The following is a 12,625-nucleotide window of genomic DNA, read 5'->3' on the forward strand; positions in this document are numbered from 1 at the left end:
TCAATGACCAGCAACCCAGCAAAGTATCTTCAATGGCTACTCCTGCTACCCCCTATCGTTGCTGCAAGCTTGATTGGCATACGGTGGTTTAATCCGCAGAAACCCTTGGCTGCCACAAAGCAGCTCGAGCAACAGATGAATGTCAGCGAATCAGCCAAACGCGAATATGTGCTGGAGGTGATCGGCCTGGGTGTTACCCTGGACAAATATAGGCAAGGAAAATTGTGGGATGCTCTTCAAAAAGGTCACGCCTGTTCCAGCATTCGCGAGCAGGATGAAAAAAAGTACCCTTGGAATAGTCTTGAAAAAGCAGGCATCAGCGGCGGTCGGGCTGGAGACACACTAGAAAATGGTGCAGTCAATACGCCCATGTATTTCGCTGTACCCGTATTTAACGCTGAAGGTCCGATTGCCGATCCCGACATGCAGGACAGTCCCTATTCACCCAGATCAGGATTGTCCGGGAGTGCCAGCTCCTCCGGCATGCACTGGCATTTGTTTGCAGCTGCCAGCAGGCGTTTTGATGAGTATCCAGACAGGATTCTGGAAGAGGTGTTTGCATTCTTTGATGCTCATCCCGATGTGCCATACATTGTCTTGAATTCGCACGATGGCATGGAGTCACGCGATAGCAACCGTCTTCCCGACACTCCGGGGCTATTAAGGAACGGCTATTACATCCCCGAAATGCCCGACGCCTCCGCCCTGTTCGTGCTGGCCCGGCGCGAGCGCATCGATGCGGTGCGCAAGTTTGCGTTTGACGATGCCCCGCCCGAGGACAGTGTCGATGACCTGAACAATTACGGCGTGGCGCGGCGGCTGTATGTGGCGCATGACGAGTTGACACGCAAGGTTCCCAAGCAAGAGCCAGACTCTCCCGTCGGACGCGTACCCACCATCGAAGAATGGCTGCCCGTCGCCGCCCAGTTCGCCCGCCGCACCGATATTCGCGGCACCGGCAACTTCAGCCTGCTCTACAAGCTGCATGGCCGAAACTATCATCCGCCCAAGGACTGGCAGCCGACACCATGGTTTCCCGTGCCGTTCAACAAGGAGCAACTGGCGCAGCTGGACCGCCTGCCCACCCTGGGCTTTATCCACCGCCCTACATTCGTCAAAATGGTGGACGAGCACGGCAAGCCATTGATGCGCCGCGACCAGCGCGAACGCGCCTTGCAGGCGGGCTGGCAGGAAGCGCTGCGTACCCTGCCCGAAGCCGAACGGCCGTCGGCGCCGGCACGCCTGGTGGCGGCCACCGGCGGCGATACGCAACAATTAATCACGCTGCACACGACCTTGATGAAGCACGTGGAAGATGGCGGCACCGAACTCGACAGCGGCAATCCGGGGCAATGGATCGACACCGACCGGCGCCTGGGCAATACGGGAGCGGCAACGCTATTCGTGCAGATGGCGATCGGCGTGATGGGCAGCTACCGCGATGGCGGCGTCAGCGCGGCGGTCAACCTGCGCAACCCGCAGGAAGCGTCTATCGTGCTGGTCAGCCCGCCGTCAGAGGAAAAGCGCCGCACACAGAAGCACCCGAACGGCGGCGACGTGTTTGCCCACCATGGCACGCCGGCCATCGATCCGGCCAATTATCCGCCGAATTGAACCGTTTATTCGAACTGCTTTCTGAACGCCTCGAACTGCGCCGCCAGCCCGTCGAAGTCGCTGCGCAGCTGCAGCACTTCCTGTTCCAGCTGGGCCACCCTGCTGCCCTGCTGCGGCGCGCTGACGGCGCCGGCGTAGCCTGCCGCCGTCTCGATTTGCGCCAGCGCTTCGGCGCCACCGAGCAGGTGGCCGTAGCGCGGTTCCTTGGCGCCGGGGGCGACGGCCAGCTTGGCCACCAGCGGCGGGTATTTGTCGATCAAAAATTGCAGGCCGGATTCGACCTCGGCGACGGACTTGAATTCATGCACGCGGCCGCTGCGGCTGCGGATTTCACCAGCCGTTTGCAGGCCGCGCAGCATCAATATCGCCAGGATGGCCAGCTTGTCCTGTTCCAGCGACCATTTGATGCGCATGCGGTGTTCGTATTTGGCGACGCGGGCGCCGGCCTGGGTGATGCCGTTGACGAACTTGCGCTGCATCAGGCGCTGCAGCACGTCGTAGACGGTGTCTTCGGACAAGGCCATCACGGGGTCGCGGCTGGACAGCTGGTTGCAGCCGTTGGTCAGGGCATTGAGCGACAGCGGGTAGCTGTCCGGCGTCAGTGCTTCCTTTTCGGCCAGTACGGCCAGTACGCGGATCTCGAACGGGTCGAGCAGGTTGGGATTATCGTTGCTTGCTGCGCTTGCATCAGTACTCATGCGTCATCCTCTTTCACTAGTCCACCAGCTTGTTCATCTGTTCCGTGTCCAATTTATCACACTCGGGCACGCCCTGGCAGCAAATGCCGGCACGCTTCAGGGTCTCCAGGATGGTTTCGATGCGCTGCTCCTGCGCCACGGCGTGCGTGATCAGGCCCTGCAGCGCTTTCGACAGCGGATCGTCGCCGTTGGGCGTGACGCCATAGGCGGCGAACAGATGGGCGGTGCTGCCTTCGCGCAGGGTGTTGAGGTCTTTCTGCACGATATGCGCCGGGTTGCCGACGGCCGTCGCGCCCGACGGCACCGGTTTCAACAGCACCGCGTTCGAGCCGACCTTGGCGTAGGCGCCCACCGTGAAGCTGCCCAGCACCTGGGCGCCGGCGCCGACGATCACGCCGCGCTCAAGGGTGGGATGGCGCTTGCTGCCCGTATGCAGCGAGGTGCCGCCCAGGGTCACGCCCTGGTAGATGGTGCAGTCGTCGCCGACCACGGCCGTCTCGCCGATCACCACGCCGAAACCATGGTCGATGAAGACGCGCCGGCCGATGACGGCGCCGGGATGGATTTCGATGCCGGTGATAATGCGCCCGATATACGAGATAAAGCGGCCCAGCCACTTCATGTGGCGGCTCCAGCACCAGTGCGCCCAGCCGTGCATGACGATGGCGTGCAGGCCCGCATAACAGGTCAGCACCTCCCAGCCATTGCGGGCGGCCGGGTCACGTTCGATGATGCTGTTGATGTCTTCGCGCAGGTGGTGGAACATGGGACATGGTTCGAATAAGGTGACAGGGTGCAAATGGTAGCGTATTGCGCGGGGGCTTGCTTGGGAGGCAGATAAACAACCGCCGCCTCGAGGGCGGCGGCTGATTATCTGGAAGCGCTAAAAAACGTTCAGGGCAAGGCGCATTGCCGAAGACAGTACGATTGGTACGGCGAGGCAGTGCAACGCCGCCATGGGCGTTTTTTATGCTTCCAGGGCGATGCGCTGGCGGCGGGCTTCATACAGACACACACCCGACGCCACGGACACGTTCAGACTCTCGACCGAACCGAACATCGGGATATTGACGAGGATGTCGCAGGTGTCGCGCGTCAGGCGGCGCATGCCTTCGCCTTCGGAACCCATGACCAGCGCGGTCGGGCCGGTGAAGTCGGCTTCGTACAGGCCTTTTTCGCCATCGTCCGAGGTGCCGATCAGCCAGATGCCGCGGTCCTTCAGTTCACGCATGGTGCGCGCCAGGTTGGTCACGGTGATGTACGGCACGGTCTCTGCGGCGCCGCTGGCGACCTTGGCGGCGGTGGCGTTCAGGCCCACGGCGCGGTCTTTCGGCACGATCACGGCGTGTGCGCCGACACCGTCGGCCACGCGCAGGCAGGCGCCCAGGTTGTGCGGGTCGGTGATGCCGTCGAGGATCAGCAGCAGCGGTGGACCGTCGACGGCGTCGAGCAACTCGTCGAGGTTGCGCGCCAGCGACAACTGCGACGCAAACGCAATCACGCCCTGATGGCGGCGCGTGCCGACGATCTTGTCCAGGCGCGCCGAATCGACGGGCATGACGCGTACGCCGGCAGCCTTGGCGGCGGCGATCATGTCCTTCATGCGGCCGTCGACGCGGCTGGCGTCGACAAAAATTTCTTCCACCGACGACGCTTCATGACGCAGGCGCGAGGTCACGGCGTGGAAGCCGAAAATCATTTTATTCTTCATTGTTTATCGTTTCTTCCTGCTTGTTTTCGAACCGGTTTTTGCTGCGCGGGGCGCCGCCGCGGCAGGCGCCGCGACCGGGGTATTGCTGGTGTTGCCATTCTTGCTGCTGGTGGACTTGCCACGCTTCGGCTTGGCCGCGCCATTGCTGCCATTGGCGCCATTGGCGCCGCCGGCCTTGATTTCATGGCGCTGCTCGGTCGCGGGACCGGGTTTCACCATCGATTTCTTGTTGCGCTTGCCGCCGGCCGGTGCCGGCTTGTCGCTGGCGTCGTCGCCGGCCGCTTCGCCTTCGGTCACCAGGCGCAGGTCGATCTTGCGCGTTTCCAGGTCGACCCGCGCGACCTGCACCGTCAGGCGGTCGGTCAGCTGGTAGCGCTTGCCGGTGCGTTCGCCGCGCAGTTCATGGCGCGCATCGTCATACTGGAAGTAGTCGGTGCCCAGCTCGGTGACATGCACCAGGCCTTCGACAAACAGGGTATCGAGTTGCACGAACACGCCGAAGGTGGTCACGCCGGTAATGGTGCCGGTGAATTCCTCGCCCAGTTTATCCTGCATGAAGTAGCACTTGAGCCAGGCTTCGACATCGCGCGACGCTTCGTCGGCGCGGCGTTCGTTGGCCGAGCAATGCACGCCAAGCGCATCCCAGATGGTGAGGTCGGTTTTCTTCGGCTTGCCGTCGGCCTTGTCTTTCGCCTGCTGCTTGCGCGTGGCGTTCGACACGTTGGTGTTGAGCACGGTCTTGTCGGACAATTTCGGCTCGTATTTCTTGCCTTGCAAAATGGCCTTGATGGCGCGGTGCGTCAGCAGGTCGGGATAGCGGCGGATCGGGCTGGTGAAGTGGGCATAGGCCTCGTACGCCAGGCCGAAGTGGCCGATATTGTCCGGGCTGTAGACGGCTTGCTGCATCGAGCGCAGCAGCATGGTCTGCAGCAGGGCCGCGTCGGGACGCAGCTTGATCTGCTGCATCAGGGTCTGGTAATCGGTGGCCGTTGGCGTGTCGCCGCCGGTCAGGTTCAGGCCGACCTGTTTCAGGAAGGTGCGCACCTGGGTGAGCTTTTCCTTGGTCGGGCTGGCGTGGATGCGGTAGGTGCCCGGATGCTTGTGGCGCAGCAGCAAGTCGGCCGCGCAGACATTGGCCGCCAGCATGCACTCTTCGATGATCTTGTGCGCTTCGTTGCGGGTGCGTGGAATGATCTTTTCGATCTTGCCGGCGCTGTTGCAGACGATATAGGTTTCGGTGGTTTCGAAGTCGATCGCGCCGCGCGCGGTACGCGCTTTGAGCAAGGCGCGATAGACCAGCTCCAGGTTTTGCAGGTGCGGCAGGATCTCGGCGCGGCGTGCCGCTTCGGGACCCTTGGTGTTGCCCAGTACCGTGGCCACTTCGTCATACGTCAGGCGCGCGGCCGAATGGATCACGGCCGGGTAGAACTGGTAGGCCTTGATCTCGCCCTTGTCGGTGACGACGGCGTCGCACACCAGGGTCAGGCGGTCGACGGCCGGGTTCAGCGAGCACAAGCCATTGGACAGTTTTTCCGGCAGCATCGGAATCACGCGGCGCGGGAAGTACACCGAGGTGCTGCGTTCGAGCGCGTCGGTGTCGAGCGCGTCGTTCGGTTTCACGTAATGGCTGACGTCGGCAATCGCCACGATCAGGCGGAAGCAGTTGGCGCGGCCAATTTTCACCGGTTCGCAATACACGGCATCGTCGAAGTCGCGTGCGTCTTCACCATCGATGGTGACCATCGGCACGTCGCGCAGGTCGACCCGCTCTTTCAGGTCGGCGGCGCGCACTTCGAAGGGCAGCTTTTCAGCCTGCTTGAGGGCGGCGGCGGAAAAGATATGCGGCACATTGAATTTGCGCACGGCGATTTCAATTTCCATGCCGGGGTCGTCCAGCGCGCCCAGCACTTCGACGATCTTGCCGACCGGCTGCTTGAAGCGCATCGGCTGCTCGGTCAGCTCGACGCTGACGATCTGGCCGGCTTTCGCCTTGCCCACCGAACCGGTCACCAGGATATCCTGGCCGATGCGCTGGTCTTCGGGCGCCACCACCCAGGTGCCGTTTTCCTGGATCAGGCGGCCGATCACATGGGTATTGGCGCGGTAGGTCACTTCGACAATCGTGCCTTCCGGACGGCCGCGGCGGTCGGTGCCGACGATGCGCGCCATGACCTTGTCGCCATGCAGCACTTTCTGCATTTCTTTTTCAGGCAGGAACAGGTCGGCGCTGGCGTCGTCGGGAATCACGAAGCCGAAGCCGTCGCGGTGGCTGGTCACGCGACCGGCCACCAGGGCGCTCTGGTCGGCCAGGCTGAATACGCCGCTGGCATCAGACTTGAGCTGGCCGTCGCGCTCCATCGCTTTGAGGCGACGAACCAGGACATCCATGGAGTCGGCATGCACTTGCAGCGTTTTCCCGAGTGACTGCGGATCGAGAGGCGCGTTGACGCTGCGGAATATGCCGAGAATGTCCTCCCGGCTGGGGATGGTGTGGGTATTTTGGCTCAAAAGTATTTCTATAGTTGTATTGACAGTGATCAAACGGAAACAGGCCGATGACATCACCGTCAATCGACACGGTGATAGGCCGTAGTGTACCGGAGGACGCCTTGGTTTGCCTAACAGACAGCGTACCGGGAACCGGCCTGGCCCGTCCCCTGATGAAAATGTGCGGAAAAATGCGCCAGGTATTTGACATCGGCAAATATTGCTCTATAATCCTTGTCTCTTGCAGCGAATCACCGTCACCGGTGCAACGTTACAGGAAAGCGGTACAGGGTTGATGTGCAGTATGGAGCGAAAGCTCATCTGGCGCAAAACTCTTCAAGTCGCTATAATAGCAGAATTGACGCAGTTTATTGTCAAGTAGTAAGCAGCATCAGTGCCCACGTGGCGGAATTGGTAGACGCGCATGGTTCAGGTCCATGTGCCTTCGGGTGTAGGGGTTCGAGTCCCTTCGTGGGCACCATTACCTAATTCGCAAAAAGCCGCAAACTTTCACGAGTTTGCGGCTTTTTTCATTTCTCGGCGTCCATTTTGGCTGTCGGCATTTCTGACAATCGACGGCGCCCACACCCCTGTCTTTCACGCAAGTCCCTGATTTTAATAGTCGAGCACGCTTTTTGCGTGGTGATGGCGTCCCCCTCACTTTGTGGAGTCGCCATGAAAACCCGTTCATTTCTTCTCGGCCTGGCCATCAGCCTGCCCCTGGCCTGCACCGCCGCCCCCATCTTCAACCTGCAATACGTTCCCGGCACCTCGCTGCAGGCGCAGCAAGGCTTCCAGACAGCCGCCGCGCAATGGTCGCGCGTGCTGAGCGACAATGTCACGATCGAACTGACGGTCGGCTTCAATTCGCTGGGCAACAGCATCCTGGGCCAGACCGGTTCGAGCGAAGCGTTTTACCGCTACGGCGATGTGCGCAATGCGCTGGCGCAGGACGTCACCTCGTCCTACGACCGGCAGGCGGTGAACAACTTGCCCGGTGGCGACGATTTTGGCGTACTGATCAACCGCACGGCCAACAACCCAAACGGCCCCGGCAGCGAAGTGCCCTACGTCGACAACAACGGCGACGACAACAATCAATACCTGTTCATGAGCAATGCCGAGGCCAAGGCGCTGGGCATCGCGCCACCCGCCCAGTCGCTGCCCGGCTGCCTGGGCGATTGCGACGGCTTCATCCAGTTCAATAGCGACTTCACCTTTGATTTCGATCCCGGCAACGGCATTGCCGCCAACGCCATCGACTTTATCGGCGTGGCCATGCACGAAATCGGCCATGCGCTGGGCTTTCTCAGTGGCGTCGATATCCTCGACTACAACTCGCCGCCCAATGCGGGGCCGTATGACGATACCGAATTCACCTATGTGGCGCCGCTGGACCTGTTCCGCTATTCCGACGAAAGCACGGCGGCCGGCGTGATCGACTGGACGGCCGACAACCGCGACAAGTATTTTTCGCTCGACGGCGGCGTCACGCGGGGCCCGCTGTTTGCCAACGGCGTCTATCACGGCGGCGAAGGCGACCAGGCCAGCCACTGGCGCGACCAGCTGGGTCTTGGCATCATGGACCCGACCGTGGCCTACGGCGAACGGCTGGTGCTGCGCGCCAACGACCTGATCGCACTCGACGCCATCGGCTGGGACGTCAGCCTGTTCGCCGTGCCGGTGCCCGGCACCCTGCCCCTGCTGGGCCTGGGACTGGCGCTGATGGCTTTGCTGCGCCACAAAAACAGGCAGTTTTCATAAGGGAGGCGCTTTTTTCAAGTGAAAAAGGGCTTTCTTGAAGAAAACAGCAAATGTTGATTGACCGAATGCGCGCCAACCCTTATGATTTTGTCCGTCGCTGCAGAACACGCAGCGACGAGCAAGATAGCAGCAAACAAGCAGCACAATGCCCACGTGGCGGAATTGGTAGACGCGCATGGTTCAGGTCCATGTGCCTTCGGGTGTGGGGGTTCGAGTCCCTCCGTGGGCACCAGCAACGGCAGTTTTCGTTGTTATCCGCAGCAAAGCAGTAAAAACAGCAGCACGCAGTCAGTGATACATATGCCCACGTGGCGGAATTGGTAGACGCGCATGGTTCAGGTCCATGTGCCTTCGGGTGTGGGGGTTCGAGTCCCTCCGTGGGCACCAGCAGCGAGCGGTTTTCGTTGTTATCCGCAACAAAGTATCAAGCAATAAAGTAGTACGGCAACATCAGTGCCCACGTGGCGGAATTGGTAGACGCGCATGGTTCAGGTCCATGTGCCTTCGGGTGTAGGGGTTCGAGTCCCTTCGTGGGCACCATTACCATATTCGCAAAAAAGCCGCAGACTTTCATCAGTCTGCGGCTTTTTTCATTATGCCGCCCCTTTTATTTCGCCAGCGCCGCTTTCACCGCCTCGGCCAGCGTCGTGGTCGGACGCTTGATCAAGGTGCTCAGCTGCTGGCCATGCTCTTCCAGGCCACCCTTGGCCGTGCCCGCATCGGAATCGGCCAGCATTTCGGCAACGCCGTCCGGCACGCCGACACTCACCAGCGCCGCCTTGAAGTCCGCCTGCGGCAAGTCCTTGTACACGATCTGCTTGCCCGACTGGCGCGCCACTTCGGCCGCGTAGTCGTTCAAGGTATAGCTGTCGTCGCCGGCCAACTCATAAATGGCTTGCGGCGCCTCGCTGGTCAGCACGGCGGCGGCCGCGTCGGCGTAATCACGGCGCGCGGCCGACGAGAAACGGCCATCCTGCGCCGCGCCCAGCACCACGCCGTGTTCCAGCACCGGCGCCAGGTGTTCCGTATGGTTTTCCAGGTACCAGCCGTTGCGCAGGAAGCTGAACGGCAGGCTTGATGCGCGGATCGCCGCTTCGGTAATCACATGCTCGGCCGCCAGGCCCAGCGGCGTGGTGTCGGCGCGCAGGACACTGGTGTAAGCGAGCAGCGCCACGCCGGCGCGCTTGGCCGCGTCGATCACGTTCTGGTGCTGCTGCGCGCGCTGCCCCACTTCGCTCGACGAGATCAAGAGGATCTTGCTGGCGCCCTGGAAGGCCGCGTCGAGGCTGGCGCCGTCGTTGTAGTCGGCCTGGCGCACCTGCACGCCTTGCGCGGCCAGGCTGGCGGCCTTGGCCGGATTGCGCACGGCGGCGACGATGGTATTGGCTGGAACGGTTTTCAGCAGGCTGGCGATAACGTGCTGGCCCAGCTGGCCTGTGGCGCCGGTGATGACGATCATGATAAATCCTTGGTTGTTGGGTGAGAAAAATCTATAATAGCGCCATCACTTACCAAATGTAAGTACGTACCTTTTGGTAAGTATGAAGTTTCTTTTTTCAAGGCCAACCATCATGACCGAAGACATACCGGGCGCCAGCCTGCGCGCCGCGCTTGCCAAACAGCACAAGGACGCCCACCTGATGGCGGCCACCTGCCCCTCGCGCGCCGTGCTCAGCCACCTGACCAGCCGCTGGGCGGTGCTGGTGCTGGTCTTGCTGCTCAGTGGCACGCGGCGCTTCAGCGAACTGCGCCGAGAAGTGGGCGGGGTCAGCGAAAAAATGCTGGCGCAAACCCTCGACGCGCTGTGCAGCGACGGCTTCGTGCTGCGCCAGGCCTACCTGGTGATCCCGCCCAAAGTGGAATACAGCCTGACGCCATTGGGGCGCGAGGCGGCCGAACGGCTGGCCGGGCTGGTCGACTGGATCGAAGACAATTACCCGCGCATCGAACAGGCGCGCGCCGCGCTGGGGCAGGCCGCACCGCCGGCACTGGCAGCTTGATGCGAAAAATAGTATTGCTTTTTGTTACTAACGTGACGTTTACAGTGGCAGGGCTTGATGCAATACTAGGTTCAACGACAGGCGTCATGATTGCGACTCCATGAATCAGTTGATCTCCTCCGACCGGGCCAGGGTCTTGCTGGTCAGCCCTGCCACCAGCGATGTGCGCGAACTGCTGTATGAGCTGGACCGCCACAACCTGGGCACGGGCGTGGCCGGCGATATCGATACCGGCGTGGAACTGGCTGCCGGCGGCGCCGACCTGATCCTGCTCGACGCGGCGCTGGCCGGCGCCAATATCGACGCCACTTGCCTGCGCCTGCGCAATGCGGCCGAGCGCCATGGCGTGCCGCTGCTGCTGATGTCGTCCTCGCCCAGCGCCGAAGAACAGGGCCGCAGCGTGGGCGCCGGCGCCAGCGACTATATCAAGATGCCGTTCAATGCGCGCGACGTGGCCGAAAAAATCCTGATGGAACTGGCGCTGCACAAGGCGCACAAGACCGATGGCGAGACCATCAGCAAGCCTGACAGCATGGCGGCGCGCCCCTTCCATCCGCAAACCCTGGAAGTCAATTACCACTCGATCCTGGCCGGCTCGCCCGATGCGGTGCTGCTGTTCGACATCGACAACGCCTTGCTGATCGACGCCAACCACCTGGCCGAGAAACTGTTCGGCATGCCGCTGGCGATCCTGTTGCAAGGCGGCCTGGAACGCGTCTTTCCCGCCCGGCAGGCGGACGGCATGGCCTCGCCCCGGTTGCTGCAGGAAAAAATGCACGACACCCTGCAAGGCAGGATCGTGGTCTTTCGCGCCGAGTGCCGCCACCGCGACGGTCACGCCATCGCCTGCGAAATCCGGCTGATGCGCCTGTCGGTGCCGGGCCGCCAGCTGGTGCACGCGCGCATTATCGACCTTACCGAGCGCAACCTGGCCGAAGCCTTGCGCGCCGGACAGAATGCGCTGCTGGAAATGATCGCCAAGGGCGCACCGCTGGTGTCCACGCTTGATCGCCTGCTGCTGCTGATCGAAGGCCAGTCGGGCGGCGTGTATTGCTCCGTCATGCTGCTCGACGAAGACGGACGGCGCATGCGCAGCGCCGCCGGACCGAGCCTGCCACGCGACTACATGGACTTGCTCGACGGCATGGAGATCGGCGCCGGCGTGGGCTCCTGCGGTACCGCCATGTTCCGTGGCGAACCGGTGGTGGTCAGCGATATCGAACACGATCCGCTGTGGGCGCCGTATCGCGGCCTGGCCGCCACCTTCGGCCTGCGCGCCTGCTGGTCGCAGCCGATCTTCGGCCAGGACGAGCAGGTCCTCGGTTCGTTCGCCATGTACTACCGCGAAGTGCGCAGCCCGGTGCCGCAGGAACTGATGCTGATCGACGTCGCCACCGACCTGGCCGGCATTGCGATCGCCCGCATGCGCCATGAACAGGAATTGCAGCGCCACCGCGCCCACCTGGAAGACCTGGTGGCCAGGCGCACGGCCGCGCTGACCCTGGCCAAGGAACAATCGGAACAGGCCAACCGCGAACTGGCGGCGGCCCTCGCACACCTGTCGATTACCCAGGGCGAACTGGTGCGGCGCGACAAGCTGGCGGCGCTGGGCGCGCTGGTGGCCGGCATCGCGCATGAACTCAATACGCCGATCGGCAACGGCCTGGTGGTGGCCACCACCATGGCCGAACGCACGCAGGCGCTGCAGGCCGGCTTGCAAGATGGCCTGCGCCGCTCGGAACTGCAAGCCTACCTGGCGCAGGCCAGCGAAGCGGACGCCATCGTGCTGCGCAACCTGCAGCGCGCGGCCGACCTGGTGTCGAGCTTCAAGCAGATCGCCGTCGACCGCGCCAGCTCGCAGCGCCGCCACTTCCCGCTGCGCCAGTTTGTGGCCGAGCTGATGCTGCCACTGTCGGCCACGCTCAAGGGCGCCGGCCATGTGCTGAGCCAGGATGTGGCGCCGGCGCTGGCGATGGACAGCTATCCCGGCCCGCTGGGCCAGGTGCTGACCAACCTGGTGGAAAACTGCGTGCGCCACGCTTTCGAAGGGCGCCGTGGCGGCGCCATCGGCATCACGGCGCGCGCCAGCGCGGATGGCGAGACCATCAGCATCGCCATTGCCGACAATGGCACGGGCATTGCCACCGGCGACCTGGCGCGCATCTACGACCCTTTCTTTACCACCCGGCTCGGCTCGGGCGGCTCGGGCCTGGGCCTGCACGTGGCGCACAATATCGTCACCGGCGTGCTCGGCGGCCACATCGAGGCGGCCAGCAGCGGCGCCGGCACCACTTTTACACTGCACCTGCCGGCCGTCGCGCCACCGGCCGGCGCCATCGCCGGAGCATGAG

9 protein-coding genes and 4 tRNA genes are annotated in these 12,625 nt (G+C 62.6%); 8 read left to right on the forward strand and 5 right to left on the reverse strand.

Features of this window, described 5'->3' with window-relative positions:
• The first annotated feature begins 3 nt into the window (after positions 1–3).
• Positions 4–1,614 (forward strand): type VI lipase adapter Tla3 domain-containing protein, encoded by a 1,611-nt coding sequence (locus tag ASR47_RS26550; protein ID WP_171898970.1) that lies wholly within the window; start codon positions 4–6, stop codon positions 1,612–1,614.
• 5 nt (positions 1,615–1,619) lie between these two features.
• Here ASR47_RS26550 and ASR47_RS16525 read toward each other — a convergent pair whose 3' ends face one another.
• The 4 genes from ASR47_RS16525 to rnr form a co-directional block, all read right to left on the reverse strand.
• The gene (locus ASR47_RS16525; RefSeq protein WP_065308867.1) at positions 1,620–2,312 is read right to left on the reverse strand and encodes a YceH family protein; all 693 of its coding nucleotides are present in this window, start codon (positions 2,310–2,312) and stop codon (positions 1,620–1,622) included.
• Positions 2,313–2,328: 16 nt separating this feature from the next.
• The gene (cysE, locus tag ASR47_RS16530) at positions 2,329–3,078 is read right to left on the reverse strand and encodes a serine O-acetyltransferase (RefSeq protein WP_065308868.1); all 750 of its coding nucleotides are present in this window, start codon (positions 3,076–3,078) and stop codon (positions 2,329–2,331) included.
• A gap of 201 nt (positions 3,079–3,279) precedes the next feature.
• Entirely contained in the window at positions 3,280–4,023 is a 744-nt protein-coding gene (rlmB, locus tag ASR47_RS16535) for a 23S rRNA (guanosine(2251)-2'-O)-methyltransferase RlmB (protein WP_065308869.1), read from the reverse strand.
• Positions 4,024–4,026: 3 nt separating this feature from the next.
• Complete coding sequence (rnr, locus tag ASR47_RS16540) at positions 4,027–6,531, reverse strand: ribonuclease R (RefSeq protein WP_065308870.1); 2,505 nt, start codon at positions 6,529–6,531, stop codon at positions 4,027–4,029.
• Positions 6,532–6,906: 375 nt separating this feature from the next.
• Here rnr and ASR47_RS16545 point away from each other — a divergent pair.
• The 5 genes from ASR47_RS16545 (at position 6,907) to ASR47_RS16565 (ending at position 8,814) form a co-directional block, all read left to right on the forward strand.
• Positions 6,907–6,991 (forward strand) — tRNA-Leu (locus ASR47_RS16545).
• A 194-nt stretch (positions 6,992–7,185) separates the two neighbouring features.
• Entirely contained in the window at positions 7,186–8,274 is a 1,089-nt protein-coding gene (locus ASR47_RS16550; RefSeq protein WP_065308871.1) for an NF038122 family metalloprotease, read from the forward strand.
• 147 nt (positions 8,275–8,421) lie between these two features.
• Positions 8,422–8,506, forward strand: a tRNA-Leu gene (locus ASR47_RS16555).
• Positions 8,507–8,576: 70 nt separating this feature from the next.
• Positions 8,577–8,661, forward strand: a tRNA-Leu gene (locus ASR47_RS16560).
• Between the two features lie 68 nt (positions 8,662–8,729).
• Positions 8,730–8,814: transfer RNA gene (locus tag ASR47_RS16565), tRNA-Leu, on the forward strand.
• A 67-nt stretch (positions 8,815–8,881) separates the two neighbouring features.
• On the opposite strand, the gene ASR47_RS16570 is transcribed toward ASR47_RS16565, so the two are convergent.
• Positions 8,882–9,733 (reverse strand): SDR family oxidoreductase, encoded by an 852-nt coding sequence (locus tag ASR47_RS16570; RefSeq protein WP_065308872.1) that lies wholly within the window; start codon positions 9,731–9,733, stop codon positions 8,882–8,884.
• Positions 9,734–9,845: 112 nt separating this feature from the next.
• Here ASR47_RS16570 and ASR47_RS16575 point away from each other — a divergent pair, with 112 nt between their 5' ends.
• A complete protein-coding gene (locus ASR47_RS16575; protein WP_065308873.1) occupies positions 9,846–10,274 on the forward strand; it encodes a winged helix-turn-helix transcriptional regulator in 429 nt (142 codons plus the stop codon).
• A gap of 100 nt (positions 10,275–10,374) precedes the next feature.
• Positions 10,375–12,624 carry an ATP-binding protein gene (locus ASR47_RS16580; protein ID WP_065308874.1) on the forward strand — a complete coding sequence of 750 codons (2,250 nt, stop codon included), beginning with the start codon at positions 10,375–10,377 and terminating at the stop codon, positions 12,622–12,624.
• Position 12,625: the final 1 nt, after the last annotated feature.

This window comes from Janthinobacterium psychrotolerans (genome assembly GCF_001677885.1).
GTDB classification, from domain to species: domain Bacteria; phylum Pseudomonadota; class Gammaproteobacteria; order Burkholderiales; family Burkholderiaceae_D; genus Janthinobacterium; species Janthinobacterium psychrotolerans.